General features: G+C 68.4%; 13 protein-coding genes. 9 read left to right on the top strand and 4 right to left on the bottom strand.

Going from position 1 to position 14,674, the window contains the following annotated elements; translation table 11 throughout:
* Window positions 1-101 precede the first annotated feature (101 nt).
* Window positions 102-1,289: a biopolymer transporter ExbB gene (locus LOS8367_RS08975; protein WP_085896150.1), complete on the top strand. Its 1,188-nt coding sequence runs from the start codon at window positions 102-104 to the stop codon at window positions 1,287-1,289.
* Window positions 1,290-1,292: 3 nt separating this feature from the next.
* On the top strand, window positions 1,293-3,428 hold the full coding sequence (locus LOS8367_RS08970; RefSeq protein WP_085896149.1) for a peptidoglycan -binding protein: 2,136 nt from the start codon (window positions 1,293-1,295) through the stop codon (window positions 3,426-3,428).
* 3 nt (window positions 3,429-3,431) lie between these two features.
* Here the strand turns inward: LOS8367_RS08970 and LOS8367_RS08965 are convergent, their stop codons facing one another.
* The 3 genes from LOS8367_RS08965 to gloB form a co-directional block, all read right to left on the bottom strand.
* Complete coding sequence (locus LOS8367_RS08965) at window positions 3,432-4,415, bottom strand: M23 family metallopeptidase (protein WP_085896148.1); 984 nt, start codon at window positions 4,413-4,415, stop codon at window positions 3,432-3,434.
* Between the two features lie 143 nt (window positions 4,416-4,558).
* On the bottom strand, window positions 4,559-6,889 hold the full coding sequence (gene clpA / locus LOS8367_RS08960; protein ID WP_085896147.1) for an ATP-dependent Clp protease ATP-binding subunit ClpA: 2,331 nt from the start codon (window positions 6,887-6,889) through the stop codon (window positions 4,559-4,561).
* 201 nt (window positions 6,890-7,090) lie between these two features.
* A complete protein-coding gene (gene gloB, locus LOS8367_RS08955) occupies window positions 7,091-7,852 on the bottom strand; it encodes a hydroxyacylglutathione hydrolase (RefSeq protein ID WP_085896146.1) in 762 nt (253 codons plus the stop codon).
* A 96-nt stretch (window positions 7,853-7,948) separates the two neighbouring features.
* Between gloB and LOS8367_RS08950 the strand changes: the two genes are divergently transcribed.
* The 7 genes from LOS8367_RS08950 to LOS8367_RS08920 all read left to right on the top strand — a co-directional run bounded on the left by LOS8367_RS08950 (window position 7,949) and on the right by LOS8367_RS08920 (window position 14,273).
* A complete protein-coding gene (locus LOS8367_RS08950) occupies window positions 7,949-8,710 on the top strand; it encodes a methyltransferase domain-containing protein (RefSeq protein ID WP_085896145.1) in 762 nt (253 codons plus the stop codon).
* 241 nt (window positions 8,711-8,951) lie between these two features.
* Window positions 8,952-9,518, top strand: a complete 567-nt coding sequence (locus LOS8367_RS08945; RefSeq protein ID WP_085896144.1) for a F0F1 ATP synthase subunit delta — start codon at window positions 8,952-8,954, stop codon at window positions 9,516-9,518.
* Entirely contained in the window at window positions 9,518-11,056 is a 1,539-nt protein-coding gene (gene atpA / locus LOS8367_RS08940; RefSeq protein ID WP_085896143.1) for a F0F1 ATP synthase subunit alpha, read from the top strand. The genes LOS8367_RS08945 and atpA overlap by 1 nt, the downstream gene beginning before the upstream one ends.
* 30 nt (window positions 11,057-11,086) lie before the next feature.
* Complete coding sequence (locus LOS8367_RS08935; protein ID WP_085896142.1) at window positions 11,087-11,959, top strand: F0F1 ATP synthase subunit gamma; 873 nt, start codon at window positions 11,087-11,089, stop codon at window positions 11,957-11,959.
* Window positions 11,960-11,979: 20 nt separating this feature from the next.
* A complete protein-coding gene (atpD, locus tag LOS8367_RS08930; RefSeq protein ID WP_085896141.1) occupies window positions 11,980-13,404 on the top strand; it encodes a F0F1 ATP synthase subunit beta in 1,425 nt (474 codons plus the stop codon).
* 12 nt (window positions 13,405-13,416) lie between these two features.
* Entirely contained in the window at window positions 13,417-13,854 is a 438-nt protein-coding gene (locus LOS8367_RS08925) for a F0F1 ATP synthase subunit epsilon (RefSeq protein ID WP_085896140.1), read from the top strand.
* Window positions 13,855-13,922: 68 nt separating this feature from the next.
* Complete coding sequence (locus LOS8367_RS08920) at window positions 13,923-14,273, top strand: H-type lectin domain-containing protein (protein WP_085896139.1); 351 nt, start codon at window positions 13,923-13,925, stop codon at window positions 14,271-14,273.
* Window positions 14,274-14,355: 82 nt separating this feature from the next.
* Here LOS8367_RS08920 and LOS8367_RS08915 read toward each other — a convergent pair whose 3' ends face one another.
* Window positions 14,356-14,559: a hypothetical protein gene (locus LOS8367_RS08915; protein ID WP_085896138.1), complete on the bottom strand. Its 204-nt coding sequence runs from the start codon at window positions 14,557-14,559 to the stop codon at window positions 14,356-14,358.
* Window positions 14,560-14,674: the final 115 nt, after the last annotated feature.

Genomic DNA, 14,674 nt, shown 5'->3' with positions numbered 1-14,674 from the left:
GCACCGCCGCCACATCCCGGCCGGCGCCGCGAAAGGCCATTGGCGTCTCCGCCTTGCGATCCCTATGGTTTGAAAAGCGCAATCTAGAGGATAAGGCCCGCATGAGGCAGCCACAGGCGAAACCGCATTTCTCGCAGCCGGTCCGGCAGATCCTGTCGATGCTGGTGGCGTTGGGGCTGGTCGCGGCCGGGCTGGTGCTGGGGCGCGAGGTGCTGCGCGGCATCTTCCTGACCAACCCCTGGCTCAACAGCGCCATCAGCGCTTTCTTCGTGCTCGGCGTGCTGACCTGCTTCTGGCAGGTGATCGCGCTGATCCGCTCGGTGGGCTGGATCGAATCCTTCGTGCGCACGCCCAAGACCACCGGACCGGCGCCGGGGCTGTTGTTGCCGCTGGCGACGCTGCTGCGGTCGCGCGGGGCGCGCATGCACATCTCGCCCGACAGCGCCCGCTCGATCCTCGAATCGGTGGGACAGCGCATCGACGAGGAACGCGAGATCACCCGCTACCTCTCGAACACGCTGATCTTTCTCGGCCTGCTCGGCACCTTCTACGGTCTCGCCACCACCGTGCCGGCGCTGGTCGACACGATCCGCTCGCTCGATCCGTCCGAGGGCGAAAGCGGCACCGCGATCTTCGAGCGGCTGCAACAGGGGCTCGAGGCGCAACTCGGCGGCATGGGCACGGCCTTTTCCTCGTCGCTCCTGGGTCTTGCCGGTTCGCTGGTGGTCGGGCTGCTGGAGCTGTTCGCCTCCCATGGGCAGAACCGCTTCTACCGCGAGCTCGAAGAATGGCTCTCGACCATCACCCGACTCGGCTACGCCTCGGGCGAGGAGCAGCAGCCGGCCTCGAACGGCGATGGCGGGTTGCTGGCGCAGATGGTCGAGCATCTGGGCGAGCGGATGGAGGGGCTGAGTCTCGCCGTCGGTGCCGCGGGCGAGGCGCGGCGCGAGAGCGAGGCGCGGATCGCGGCGCTGACAGAGACGCTGGCCCGGATCGCCGAGCGGATGGACCCCGCCGCCGAGCGCGCGGCGCTGGAGCGGGTTGCCGAGGGGCAGGAGCGGGTTCATGCCGCGCTCGAGCGCGCCGCCGAGGGCGGCAATGACAGCGAAACCCGGATGCGGCTGCGCAACATGGACGTTCAGCTGCTGCGCATCCTCGAGGAGATCGCGGCGGGGCGGCAGGAGATGCTGGCCGAACTGCGCACCGATCTCGCCGGGCTGAGCCGGGTGCTGCGCGAGACCGGACATCCGGGCGGGCTCCGCGCCACGCGCGGCCACCCGGACCACTGATCCATGGGGCTCAAGCGCCGCCACGCCAACCGCTTCCAGGCCTCGATCTGGCCCGGCTTCGTCGATGCGATGACCGGTCTGCTACTGGTGCTGATGTTCGTGCTTACGATCTTCACGGTGGTGCAGTTCGTGCTGCGCGACACGATCACCGGGCAGGCGAGCGAGCTCGACACGCTGGGCGCCGAGGTCGAACGGCTGAGCAGCGCGCTGGGGCTGGAGCGGAGCCGCGGCGCCGAGCTCGAAAGCGAGATCGGCAGCCTCGGCGAGCAGCTGGCGCAGGCGCGCGCCCGGGCCGAGGCGCAATCCGACCGGATCGCGCGCCTGACCACCGAACGGGCCGAGGCACGCGACCGCATCGCCGGGCTGGAGCAGGATCTCGAGGCCGAGCGCGACCGCTCGGGCGAGGCCGAAACGGCGCTTGCCACCGCGCGCGAGGAGATCGACGCGCAGGCCGAGGCGGCACGGCTGGCCGCGGCCCGGCGCGAGGCGCTCGAGGCGCTCGTCGCCGATCTGGAAACGGAGGCGGCGCAGGACGCGGAAACCATCTCTGGGCTTGAGGACGAACGCGCTGCGGGCGCGGAGCGGATCTCCGAACTGGAGGCCGAGCGCCTCGCCGACGCCGCCGCCGCCGAACGGCTGCGCGCGCGGCTGCAGAACGCGGATGCCGAGCTGTCGGTGATGACGCTGGCGCTGGAGGAGAAACGACGCGAGGCCGAGGAGACGTTGACGCTTCTCGCCGCCGCCGAGGCCGCGCGTGACGATCTCGACCGGGCCCTGGCCGAGGCGGTCCTGGCGCGGCAGGAAAGCCAGAACGCCCTGACCCGGGCGTTGCGCGAGGGCGAGGGGCTCGACGCGCGCCTGGCCGCCGCGCTGGATATCGCCGAGGAAACCGAGGCCGATCTGGAGGCGGCCCGCGCGGCGTTGGTGCAGGCGCAGGCCGAGAGCGAGGACCTGTCCAGTCGCCTCGCCGCGGCGCTGGCCGCGCGAGAGGCCGGCGAGGCCGACCTCGAAGCGGTGCGCGCCGAGCTTGCGGCGGCGCTCGAGGCGGGCGAGACCACCGAGGCCGAGCTCTCGGCGCGGCTGGCGGCGGCGGTCCTCGACCGCGACGCCGCGCGGGCCGAGGCCGAGGCGGCGCGCGCGGCAGGGGCCGAGGCCGAGCGCGGCCGGGCCGATCTCGCCGACCGTCTGGCCGAGGCGCTGGCGGCGCGCGAAGCCGCCGAGGCCCGGGCCGAGACTCTGTCGCAGGATCGCAGCGAAACCGAGCAGGAGCGGGCCGAGCTCGAATCCCGGCTGGCTCGCGCGCTGGCCGATCTGGAGACCACGCAGGAACGGGCCCAGGCTGAGGCCAGCGAGGCGGAGCGTCGCGCAGCGCTTCTGGCCACGGCCCGCGCGGCGCTGGCCGACGAGGAAAGCGCCACCGCCGAGGCGCAGCGGCGCATGGCGGCGCTGAACGCGCAGGTCGCGGCGCTGCGCGACGACGTGGCCGAGCTGCGGTCGCTGCTGGGGCAGGCCGAGACGACCAGCGCCGTGGCCGAGGCCGAGATCGAGGATCTGGGCCGGCAGCTCAACACCGCGCTGGCCCGCGCCGCCGCCGAGGAGCGGCGCCGTCGCGAGCTGGAAGAGGAAGAGCGCCAGCGGCTCGAGGAGGAGGCGGCGCGTCTCGCCGCCGAGGCCGAGGACCTCGAACGCTACCGCTCGGATTTCTTCGGCGAACTGCGCGGCATGCTCGAGGGCGAGGAGGGCGTGCGGATCGAGGGCGACCGCTTCGTCTTCTCTTCCGAGGTGCTGTTCGGGCGGGGCGAGGCGACCCTGTCGGAAGAAGGCGAGCAGGAGATCGCCAAGGTCGCGGCGCTGCTTCGCCGGATCGCCGCAGAAATTCCCGAAGGCATCGATTGGGTGATCCGCGTCGACGGTCATACCGACGACATCCCGATCCGGGGCGGCCGCTACGCCGATAACTGGGAGCTGAGCCAGGCCCGCGCGCTGTCGGTCGTGCGCTACATGAGCGAGGAGGAAGGCATTCCGCCGCAACGCCTCGCCGCCAACGGCTTCGGCGAATACCAACCGCTTGATCCGCGCGACACGCCCGAGGCCCGGGCCCGCAATCGGCGGATCGAGCTGAAGCTGACCGAACGCTGAGGCTCAGCCGCCAAGCTCGATCGGCACCACCCGTTCGCCAAGGACCCGGTCGCCGCGCAGCAGGGTGACCCGGCCCTCATAGCGGCCATCGGGCCAGCCCCCCTCGGGTGCGCGCAGCCCGGCGGCCCGGAATAGCTGTGCCTGGGTCCGGTCGAGCGGCATCTCCTCGTCGATCACCTCGCCCTGCGGTCCCTCGATCGCGAGCCGCAGCCGGTCGCCCTCTCGCGCGCCGAAGACGAAGCCCCAGAGCACCAGCGGCCTGTCGGGACCGATCTCCCCGTTCGCGGTGCCCGACTGCACCGCCTCCCATTCCGGAACGCCCGGCGCCGTACCGGCATCGAGCAGCCCGCCCGGCACGTAGTCCAGCGGTTCGGCCCAGAGGGTCTGCGTCGGCGCGGCGCCGCATTCGGCGCGGCCTTCGGGGTCGAAGGGATCGACCACCTCGCCGTTGCGTCGGACCGAGATGTGCAGATGCGGGAACTGGCTCTGGCCCGACAGGCCGACCAGCCCCAGCCGGTCGCCCGTCTCGACCCGGTCGCCCGGTGATACCGTGACCGAACCTTTGGCCATGTGGCAATACTGGGTCTCCCAGCCATCGCCGTGATCGATGACGAGACCGTTGCCGCAGTCGCGCCCGCCAAGATCGGGTGCGCCCTCCCAGCCCTGCAGGATGTCGAGCATGTTGTTGCGGGTTCCCTGCACCACGCCGGGTGCCGCGGCGAGCACGTCGACGCCCTCGCCCTGCCGGGCGATGGTGGCGAGGCGGAAATCCGTGCCCTTGTGGCCGTCATAGCTCAGCGGTCCGCAGCTGAAATCCGCCACGCCCGGCCCCGGATCGGAATCGACATAGTTCTGCACCACGCAGTCTTCGCCGGGAGTGCAGTCGATCGGCAGGGCGAGGCGGAAGCCCTCCTCCTGCGCCGCAGCCGTGAGGGGCGGAATGGCCAGTAGGAGAGAGATGGCCGGGACGGAAACGAAACGGGACATGGAACACTCCTGCGGCGGCGGCCTGCAACCGGCCCGAGAGTGCGGCAGGTCGCGCGGCGAATCCAGAGCGGAGTGGGGGAGGGCGAATACGCAACGCGCGGCCCCGAAGGGCCGCGCGGCGTGGTGTCATGTTACGTGCCGGCTCAGTCGGCGGTGAGCAGCGGCGGGCGGTTCCCGGAAAGCCGCTTGGTGCCGGGCTGCTCGAACAGCAACTCGATCTTGTCGTCCTTGACGCCGACCCGGACGATGCCGCCCTTGGTCAGCTGGCCGAACAGCAACTCTTCGGCGAGCGGCTTCTTGATGTGCTCCTGAATCACCCGGCCCAGCGGACGGGCACCCATCTTGGCGTCGTAACCCTTCTCGGCCAGCCATTCGCCGGCCTCGCGGGTCAGCTCGATATGGACGTTGCGGTCCATCAGCTGCGCCTCGAGTTGCAGCACGAACTTCTCGACCACCGACAGGATCGTCTCCGGCGCCAGCGGTGCGAAGGAGATCACCGCGTCGAGACGGTTGCGGAACTCGGGCGTGAAGGTCCGCTCGATCGCGGCCGTGTCCTCGCCCTCGCGCCGCGCCCGGCCGAAGCCGATCGCCTCCTTGGCCTGCTCGGCCGCGCCCGCGTTCGAGGTCATGATCAGGATCACGTTCCGGAAATCCACCGCCCGGCCGTTGTGGTCAGTCAGCTTGCCGTGGTCCATCACCTGCAACAGGATGTTGAACACGTCCGGATGCGCCTTTTCGATCTCGTCGAGCAGCAGCACGCAATGCGGGTGCTGGTCGACCCCGTCGGTCAGCAGGCCGCCCTGGTCGAAGCCGACATAGCCCGGAGGCGCGCCGATCAGACGGCTCACCGCGTGCTTCTCCATGTACTCGGACATGTCGAAGCGCAGCATCTCGACGCCCAGCGTCGAGGCGAGCTGCTTGGCCACCTCGGTCTTGCCGACGCCGGTGGGGCCGGCGAAGAGGTAGTTGCCGATCGGCTTCTCGGGCTCGCGCAGACCGGCCCGGGCCAGTTTGATCGCCGAGCTGAGCGCGGTGATCGCGTCGTCCTGACCGAACACCACCCGCTTGAGCGTCGGCTCCAGATCCTTGAGTACCTCGGCGTCGTCCTTGGAGACGTTCTTGGGCGGGATCCGGGCGATCTTGGCGATCACCGCCTCGATCTCCTTGGCGCCGATGGTCTTGCGCCGCTTGCTCTCGGTCACGAGATGCTGCGCCGCGCCGGCCTCGTCGATCACGTCGATCGCCTTGTCGGGCAGCTTGCGGTCGTTGATGTAGCGCGCCGACAGCTCCACCGCGGTCTTGATCGCCTCGGCGGTGTATTTGATCTGGTGGTGATCCTCGAAATAGGGCTTCAGCCCCTTGAGGATCTTCACCGCATCCTCGACCGAGGGCTCGTTCACGTCGATCTTCTGGAACCGGCGCGACAGCGCGCGGTCCTTCTCGAAGTGCTGGCGGAACTCCTTGTAGGTGGTCGAGCCCATGCAGCGCAGCTTGCCGCCCTGCAGCGCGGGCTTGAGCAGGTTGGAGGCGTCCATCGCGCCGCCAGAGGTGGCACCGGCGCCGATCACGGTGTGGATCTCGTCGATGAACAGCACCGCGTCGGGGTGGTTCTCCATCTCGGTCATCACCGCCTTCAGCCGCTCCTCGAAATCGCCGCGGTAGCGGGTGCCGGCGAGCAGCGCGCCCATGTCGAGCGAGTAGATCGTGGCATGGCTGAGCACCTCGGGCACCGCGCCCTCGACGATCTTCCAGGCGAGACCCTCGGCGATGGCGGTCTTGCCGACGCCCGGATCGCCCACCAGCAGCGGGTTGTTCTTGCGGCGGCGGCAGAGCACCTGGATGCAGCGCTCGACCTCGTGCTCGCGACCGATCAGCGGATCGACATCGCCCTTGCGCGACTTGGCGTTGAGATCGACGCAGTACTTGGCAAGCGCCGAATCCTTCTCCTCGCCCGCGGCGCCGGTCGAAGAGGAGGCGGTCTCCTCATCCTTCTCGGCGGCGCCGGTCACCGGCCGGCTCTCGCCGAAGGCGGGGTCCTTGGCCTGACCATGCGCGATGAAGTTGACCGCGTCGTAGCGGGTCATGTCCTGCTCCTGCAGGAAGTATGCGGCGTTGCTCTCGCGCTCGGCGAAGATCGCGACGAGCACGTTGGCGCCGGTGACCTCGGTGCGGCCCGAGGACTGGACATGGATCGCGGCGCGCTGGATCACGCGCTGGAACGCGGCGGTCGGCACGGCCTCGGAGCCGTCGACATCGGTGACGAGGGTGGACAGATCATCCTCGATGAAATCCTCGAGCGACTTGCGCAGCTCGTCCAGATCGACGGCGCAGGCCCGCATCACACGGGCGGCGTCGGGTTCCTCGATCAGGGCCAGCAGGAGGTGCTCGAGGGTCGCGAGTTCATGGCGGCGGGCATTGGCCAGAGCCAGCGCCGCGTGGATGGACTGCTCGAGAGTGGTCGAAAAAGACGGCACGGTGATGTGCTCCTCTGATCGGGGGTCCGGGCGGAGATGGCCCCGCCCTGACCGTGGCCTCTGTAGTTAAAGATCGGGTTTATCGGCCGCGCTTCAAGTTAAAACTCGCAAAAACCCCCGTCCTGACCATACGACGTAACGCAGCTGTGTTCTTTGCATGCCAAAGGCCCGCGTTCCGTTGCACAACAGCCTCGGAAGGATTCAAAAGCGGTCCTTCCTGCTTCTGATCTCCGCAAACACCTGCACCGCGCTGTGGCCTTCGAGCCCGGCGGCGCGCTGCAGCTCGGGCATGTCGGCGCGCAGGAACGGGTTGGTCGCGCGTTCCTCGGAGAGATGCGAGGGCACGGTGGGGCGGCCCTCGGCGCGGGCGCGGGCGATCGCCGCGGCGCGGTCGCGCAGGGCCTGGTTGTCGGGCTCGATCGTCAGGGCGAAGCGGGCGTTGGTCTCGGTGTACTCGTGGCCCGAGCAGATCAGTGTCTGTCCCGGCAGGTCGCGCAGCTTGCGCAGGGAATCCCACATCTGATCGGCCGTGCCCTCGAACAGCCGGCCGCAGCCCAGCGCCATCAGGCTATCGGCGGTGAAGGCCATGTGGTCCTGCGGGAAGTGAAAGGCGACATGGCCCAGCGTGTGGCCCGGCACGTCGATCACCTCGACCTTCACGCCCAGCACCTCGAGCGGATCGCCCGGCGCGACCTCGAGATCGAGCGGCGGCAGGCGATGCGCATCGGCCCGGGCTCCGATGACCCGCGCGCCGTCGCGCAGATCGGCCACCCCGGCTACGTGATCGTCATGGTGATGCGTGAGAAGGATGTCCGAGAGCCTCCAGCCATGCGCGTCGAGAGCGCGTCGGATCGGCGCGGCCTCCGGGGCGTCGACCAGCGCGGTACGGCCGGTCCCGGCATCGTGCAGCAGGAAGGCATAGTTGTCGGAGAGGCACGGAACGGTGAGAAGTTCGAGAGGCATGGCGGCACCCGTGATTTGCTTGCTATGGTGGTCCCGGACCTAGACCGGCCTCCGCCACCGGCTCGCAAATTCTGGACCAAGGACCGCCGGCCCGCAATGCATCTGGACGTTCTCGACCTGCGCAACTTCTACTATCGCAGCGCGCTTGGCCGCGCGGCGCAGAAGGTGATCCGCGACCAGCTCGTCGAGTGGTGGCCGGCCTCCCACGTGCAGGGGCAGACCGTGGTGGGCTACGGTTTCGCGGTGCCCCTGCTGCGCCCCTACCTGCCGGATGCGCGGCGGGTGATCGGGCTGATGCCGGGGCCGCAGGGCGTGATGCCGTGGCCCGCGGGCCAGCCCAACGTCTCGGTGCTGTGCGAAGAGACGCTCTGGCCGCTGCGCACCGGACAGGTGGACCGGCTGGTGCTGATGCACGGGCTCGAGACCTCCGAGCATGCCAGCGCGCTTTTGGAGGAATGCTGGCGCACCCTCGGGCCGGGGGGCAGGGCGGTGTTCATTGTGCCGAACCGTGCCGGGCTCTGGTCGCGCTCAGATGCGACCCCCTTCGGCTATGGTCGGCCCTATTCGCTGGGCCAGCTCGAGGCGCAGCTCAAGGCGCACCGCTTCGAGACCGAGAAGGCGATCTCGGCGCTCTACCGCCCGCCGAGCCTGCGCCGCGGCTGGCGCCGTTCGGCGGCCCTCCTCGAAAAGGCTGGGCGCTACATGCCGGTGTTCAACACCGGCGGCGTATTGATGGTCGAGGCCTCCAAGCAGGTCGCGGCGCCGACGCGGCCGGGGCTGACCTCGGCGGTCAAGCGGCCGCTGCGGGTGCTCGAAGGGATCGGCGCCCCTGTGCCCGAGCCGTCGCGTCGCAACTAGCCCGACAACCGGACCGACCAAGGCGCATTTGCCGGACGGGCAAATGGTCGCACCCCCGGACCTCCTGTGACCATGGGGCACAGCGGCGTCCGAGGGGGCTTCAAGGCGGTTGCGACACCCCGGGCGCTCTGCTACATCGCCCCTGATTTTGACGGCCTTCGCCCGCGCGGGGGCCATGCAAGCTGCCCGACCGTCGCCATTTTTTTCGGCGCGGGATCGCCGGGCCCAAGACTGCGGAAGGGTGGACGTGTCCGAACCAGCATCGATCTCAACCGGCATCGCGCAACGCTATGCCACGGCCGTGTTCGACCTGGCGCGGGAGGGCGACGACCTCACCGCCCTGACGTCGGATGTCGACGCGCTGCGGGCCGCGCTGGCCGAGAGCGCGGAGTTCCGCGACCTGATCTCCTCGCCGATCTATTCGCGCGACGACCAGGGCCGGGCCATTGCCGCGATCGCCGCGAAGATGGGGCTGACCCAGACCACCACCAACGTGCTGGGGCTGATGGCCTCCAAGCGCCGTCTCTTCGTGCTGCCGCAGATGCTGCGCGCGCTCGACGAGAAGCTCGCGGAAGCGCGCGGCGAGATCACCGCCGACGTCACCACCGCCAAGGCGCTTTCCGACAAGCAGAAGACCGCGCTGGCCGCCGCTCTCAAGGAGAGCGCGGGCCGCGAGGTGAAGATCAATCAGATCGTGGATGAAAGCCTCATCGGCGGTCTCGTCGTCAAGCTGGGCTCGAAGAGGATCGATACCTCGATCCGTTCGAAGCTCCAGGCACTCCAGAACACCATGAAAGAGGTCGGATAATGGCGATCCAAGCTGCGGAAATCTCCGCGATCCTGAAGGACCAGATCAAGAATTTCGGCCAGGAGGCCGAGGTCGCCGAGGTTGGTCGCGTGCTCTCCGTCGGTGACGGCATTGCCCGCGTCCACGGCCTCGACAACGTCCAGGCCGGCGAGATGGTCGAGTTTCCGGGCGGCATCCAGGGCATGGCGCTGAACCTCGAGACCGACAACGTCGGCTGCGTGATCTTCGGCTCGGACCGCGACATCAAGGAAGGTGACGTCGTCAAGCGCACCAACTCGATCGTGGATGTCCCCGCCGGCATGGGCCTTTTGGGCCGCGTCGTGGACGGCCTCGGCAACCCGCTCGACGGCAAGGGCCCGATCCAGGGCTCCGAGCGCCGCGTCGCCGACGTCAAGGCGCCGGGCATCATCCCGCGTAAATCGGTGCACGAGCCGATGGCGACCGGCTTGAAATCGGTCGACGCGATGATCCCGATCGGCCGGGGCCAGCGCGAGCTGATCATCGGCGACCGTCAGACCGGCAAGACCGCCGTGGCGCTCGACACCGTGCTGAACCAGAAGAGCTACAACGACGCCGCCGGCGACGACGAGAGCAAGAAGCTCTACTGCATCTATGTCGCGATCGGCCAGAAGCGCTCGACCGTGGCTCAGCTGGTGAAGAAGCTCGAGGAGACCGGCGCGATCGAGTACTCGATCGTCGTCGCCGCCACCGCCTCCGACCCGGCCCCGATGCAGTTCCTGGCGCCCTACGCCGCGACCGCCATGGCCGAGTATTTCCGCGACAACGGCAAGCACGCGCTCATCATCTATGATGACCTGTCGAAGCAGGCCGTGTCCTATCGCCAGATGTCGCTGCTGCTGCGCCGCCCGCCGGGCCGCGAAGCCTACCCGGGCGACGTGTTCTACCTCCACTCGCGCCTGCTGGAGCGTTCGGCCAAGCTCAACGAAGAGCACGGCGCCGGTTCGCTGACCGCGCTGCCAATCATCGAGACCCAAGGCGGCGACGTCTCGGCCTTCATCCCGACCAACGTGATCTCGATCACCGACGGCCAGATCTTCCTCGAGACCGAACTGTTCTACCAGGGCATCCGCCCGGCCGTGAACACCGGCCTCTCGGTGTCGCGCGTGGGCTCCTCGGCCCAGACCAACGCGATGAAGTCGGTCGCCGGCCCGGTTAAGCTCGAGCTCGCGCAGTATCGCGAGATGGCCGCCTTCGCGCAGTTCGGCTCCGACCTCGACGCCTCGACCCAGCAGCTGCTGAACCGTGGCGCCCGTCTGACCGAGCTGATGAAGCAGCCGCAGTACTCGCCGCTGACCAACGCCGAGATCGTCTGCGTGATCTTCGCCGGCACCCAGGGCTACCTCGACAAGATCGCCGTCAAGGATGTGGGTCGCTTCGAGCAGGGCCTGCTCAAGCACCTGCGTACCAACGAGCGCGAGCTGCTGGACTGGATCACCATCGAGGACCCGAAGATCAAGGGCGATGCGGAAGCCCGCATCCGCAAGGCGCTCGACGCCTTCGCCAAGGACTTCGCCTGAAACCAGCCACGGAACTAGGGAGGCTGGCCGATGCCTAGTCTGAAGGACCTCAAGAACCGGATCGCGTCGGTCAAATCGACCCGCAAGATCACCAAGGCGATGCAGATGGTCGCGGCGGCAAAGCTCCGTCGCGCCCAGGACGCCGCCGAAGCGGCGCGCCCCTATGCCGAGCGGTTCAACGCCGTGATGGCGGGGCTCGCCTCCTCCGTGGGCGGCTCCGACGGCGCGCCGCGCCTGCTTGCCGGCACCGGCAAGGAGGACGTGCATCTGCTCGTCGTCATGACCGCCGAGCGCGGCCTGTGTGGCGGCTTCAACGGCTCGATCGTGCGCAAGGCGCGGATCCGGGCCAGCGAGCTGCTGGCACAGGGCAAGACGGTGAAGATCCTCACCGTCGGCAAGAAGGGCCGCGAGATGCTGCGCCGTGACTACGGCAAGTATTTCGTGGGCCACATCGACCTCACCGACGTCAAGCGCGTGGGCTATGCCAACGCGCAAGACATCGCCCGCGACGTGCTCGGCCGCTTCGACGCGGACGAGTTCGACGTGGCGACGATCTACTATGCCCGGTTCCAGAACGTGATCACTCAGATCCCGACCGAGCAGCAGATCATCCCGGCCCATTTCGAGGGCGGGGAAGAGGCCGATACGGCGCTTTACGATTACGAGCCCGGCGAGGAGGAGATCCTCGCGGATCTGCTGCCGCGCGGCGTGGCGACGCAGATCTTCGCGGCGCTGCTCGAGAACGCGGCCTCCGAACAGGGCGCCCGGATGAGCGCGATGGACAACGCGACCCGCAACGCGGGCGAGATGATCGACAAGCTGACGATCGAGTACAACCGCTCGCGTCAGGCGGTCATCACCAACGAGCTGATCGAAATCATTTCGGGCGCTGAGGCGCTCTAAAGAGAACCGGAGTACAACACATGGCAGCAGCACAAGGCAAAGTGACCCAGGTCATCGGCGCCGTCGTGGACGTGCAGTTCGGGGATCACCTGCCGGAGATCCTCAACGCCCTGACCACCGAAAACAACGGCAAGAAGCTGGTTCTCGAAGTGGCCCAGCACCTCGGCGAGAACACGGTCCGCACCATCGCGATGGACGCGACCGAGGGCCTCGTCCGCGGCGCGGCCGTCACCGACACCGGCAAGCCGATCTCGGTGCCCGTCGGCAACGCGACGCTGGGGCGCATCCTCAACGTCATCGGCGAGCCGATCGACGAGAAGGGCCCGGTCGATGCGACCGAGACCCGTCCGATCCACGCCGACGCGCCGAGCTTCGCCGAGCAGTCGACCTCCTCGGAGATCCTGGTCACCGGCATCAAGGTGATCGACCTGCTCGCTCCCTACGCCAAGGGCGGCAAGATCGGCCTGTTCGGCGGCGCCGGGGTGGGCAAGACCGTGCTCATCATGGAGTTGATCAACAACATCGCGAAGGTGCACTCGGGCTACTCCGTGTTCGCCGGCGTGGGCGAGCGGACCCGTGAGGGCAACGACCTCTATCACGAGATGATCGAATCCAACGTCATCAAGCCGGACGCTCTGGGTGAATCCCAGGTGGCCCTGGTCTACGGCCAGATGAACGAGCCGCCGGGTGCCCGTGCCCGCGTCGCGCTGACCGGCCTGACGCTGGCCGAGCAGTTCCGCGACCAGTCCGGCACCGACGTGCTGTTCTTCGTCGACAACATCTTCCGCTTCACCCAGGCGGGTTCCGAGGTGTCGGCGCTTCTGGGCCGCATCCCCTCGGCCGTGGGCTACCAGCCGACGCTGGCGACCGACATGGGCGCGCTGCAGGAGCGGATCACCTCGACCAAGAACGGCTCGATCACGTCCGTGCAGGCGATCTACGTGCCCGCCGACGACCTGACCGACCCGGCGCCGGCGACCTCGTTCGCGCACCTCGACGCGACCACGGTTCTCAACCGCGCGATCTCGGAACTCGGCATCTACCCCGCCGTGGACCCGCTCGACTCGACCTCGCGCCTGATGGACCCCGCGGTCGTGGGCGAGGAGCACTACCAGGTGGCGCGCGACGTGCAGGGCATCCTGCAGCGCTACAAGTCGCTCCAGGACATCATCGCCATCCTCGGCATGGACGAGCTGTCGGAAGAGGACAAGCTGACCGTGGCCCGCGCCCGGAAGATCCAGCGCTTCCTGTCGCAGCCCTTCGACGTGGCGAAGGTGTTCACCGGTTCCGACGGCGTTCAGGTGCCGCTCGAGGAGACCATTGCCTCGTTCAAGGCGGTCGTCGCGGGCGAGTACGACCACCTGCCGGAATCGGCCTTCTACATGGTCGGCGGTATCGACGAGGTGAAGGCCAAGGCCGAGAAAATGGCCGCCGCGGCGGCCTGATAGGAGGGCTTCATGGCCGACACGCTGCAATTCGACCTGGTCAGCCCCGAACGGAAACTCGCTTCCGTTCAGGCGACCGAGGTGCGCATTCCGGGCACCGATGGTGACCTGACGGCGATGGCGGGCCACACGCCCACCATCACCACCCTGCGTCCCGGCCTGCTGCAGGTCGTGCATCAGGGCGGGACCGACGATTACGTGGTCTCCGGCGGCTTCGCCGAGATCGGCTTCGATGGCGTCTCCGTGCTGGCCGAACGCGCTCTGCCGCGCGGCGAGGTCACGCAGGAGGTCTATGAAGGCATGGTCGAGGAGTTCGCCGCGGCGCATCGCGACGCGCGGGCGAGGTTCGAGAACGAGCCCGGCCCGGTGGACGACACGGCGAAGCTTCTCGCCGACATGGTCGCCGTCGGGACGCATATCGGGCTCGACCCGAAGCAGCCGAACTTCTGATCGGAACCACCGTTCCGCCATAGGGCCCCGCTTCGGCGGGGCCTTTTCACATTCTGCCGGGGCCGGCCATGACGCATTTCATCCAAGGAAAGATCGCGATCGACCAAGGGGAGCTGATCCCCTTTTCGGATTTCGAGAATGACGGGCCGATGTGGACCGGGGAGGGGCCACGTGAGATTCGCCGCGCCGTCGCCTTCGGGACGCCCTTCGCCACGCCGCCGGTGGTGCAGGTGGGGTTCTCGATGCTGGATATCTCGAACGCGGCCGGGGCCCGCATCGATGTCATGGCAGAGGATATCAGCCGGACCGGCTTCGTGCTGCGGGTGGGCACTTGGGCGGATAGCCGGATCGCGCGCGTCCGGGTCGCGTGGATCGCCTTCGGGTCATGCCTCGACGAGGATCTCTGGGAGATTGGTTAGGACGGGAACAGCCGCCGAAGCCCTTGCAGGGCCTGTCCCCGCGCCAAGGGGCCGAAGCGGAACGGCTTCGGCCGCGGAAAGCTCAGGCGAGATGGCGTCCGGGGGCGCTGCGGTGCAGGGCGCGACCGGCAGGCAGGACCAGCCCGAGATAGAGGAGCGCCGAGAACGGGCCGGACATGATCCAGATCGCCAGCCCGGCAAGAAGGGAAACCTGACCAAAGCCTACCGAGAGGATCGCGACGACGAAACCCAAGAGGCTTCCGGCGAGAATAAAGATCGTGCCCATTAAAACGTCTCCTGCGATATGACCCGACCCTTTCAGGCGAATCCGGCGAGAGTGTGTCTGGTTCGGGGCGAAGCCCTGCTGCTGTCGGAAATGCCCCGAGAAGGCATGTAGAAAT

The organism is Limimaricola soesokkakensis (assembly GCF_900172345.1).
In the GTDB taxonomy this organism is placed as follows: Bacteria; Pseudomonadota; Alphaproteobacteria; order Rhodobacterales; family Rhodobacteraceae; genus Limimaricola; species Limimaricola soesokkakensis.
Note: the sequence above shows the minus strand (reverse complement) of the source record. Positions and strands in the feature narration are given on the sequence as shown.

Coding starts and splice junctions, on each gene's coding strand:
- atpA (WP_085896143.1), top strand. CDS start 9,518: ATGGCGATCCAAGCTGCGGAAATCTCCGCGATCCTGAAGGACCAGATC.
- atpD (WP_085896141.1), top strand. CDS start 11,980: ATGGCAGCAGCACAAGGCAAAGTGACCCAGGTCATCGGCGCCGTCGTG.
- LOS8367_RS08920 (WP_085896139.1), top strand. CDS start 13,923: ATGACGCATTTCATCCAAGGAAAGATCGCGATCGACCAAGGGGAGCTG.
- gloB (WP_085896146.1), bottom strand. CDS start 7,852: ATGCCTCTCGAACTTCTCACCGTTCCGTGCCTCTCCGACAACTATGCC.
- LOS8367_RS08975 (WP_085896150.1), top strand. CDS start 102: ATGAGGCAGCCACAGGCGAAACCGCATTTCTCGCAGCCGGTCCGGCAG.
- LOS8367_RS08915 (WP_085896138.1), bottom strand. CDS start 14,559: ATGGGCACGATCTTTATTCTCGCCGGAAGCCTCTTGGGTTTCGTCGTC.
- LOS8367_RS08950 (WP_085896145.1), top strand. CDS start 7,949: ATGCATCTGGACGTTCTCGACCTGCGCAACTTCTACTATCGCAGCGCG.
- LOS8367_RS08970 (WP_085896149.1), top strand. CDS start 1,293: ATGGGGCTCAAGCGCCGCCACGCCAACCGCTTCCAGGCCTCGATCTGG.
- LOS8367_RS08935 (WP_085896142.1), top strand. CDS start 11,087: ATGCCTAGTCTGAAGGACCTCAAGAACCGGATCGCGTCGGTCAAATCG.
- LOS8367_RS08965 (WP_085896148.1), bottom strand. CDS start 4,415: ATGTCCCGTTTCGTTTCCGTCCCGGCCATCTCTCTCCTACTGGCCATT.
- LOS8367_RS08925 (WP_085896140.1), top strand. CDS start 13,417: ATGGCCGACACGCTGCAATTCGACCTGGTCAGCCCCGAACGGAAACTC.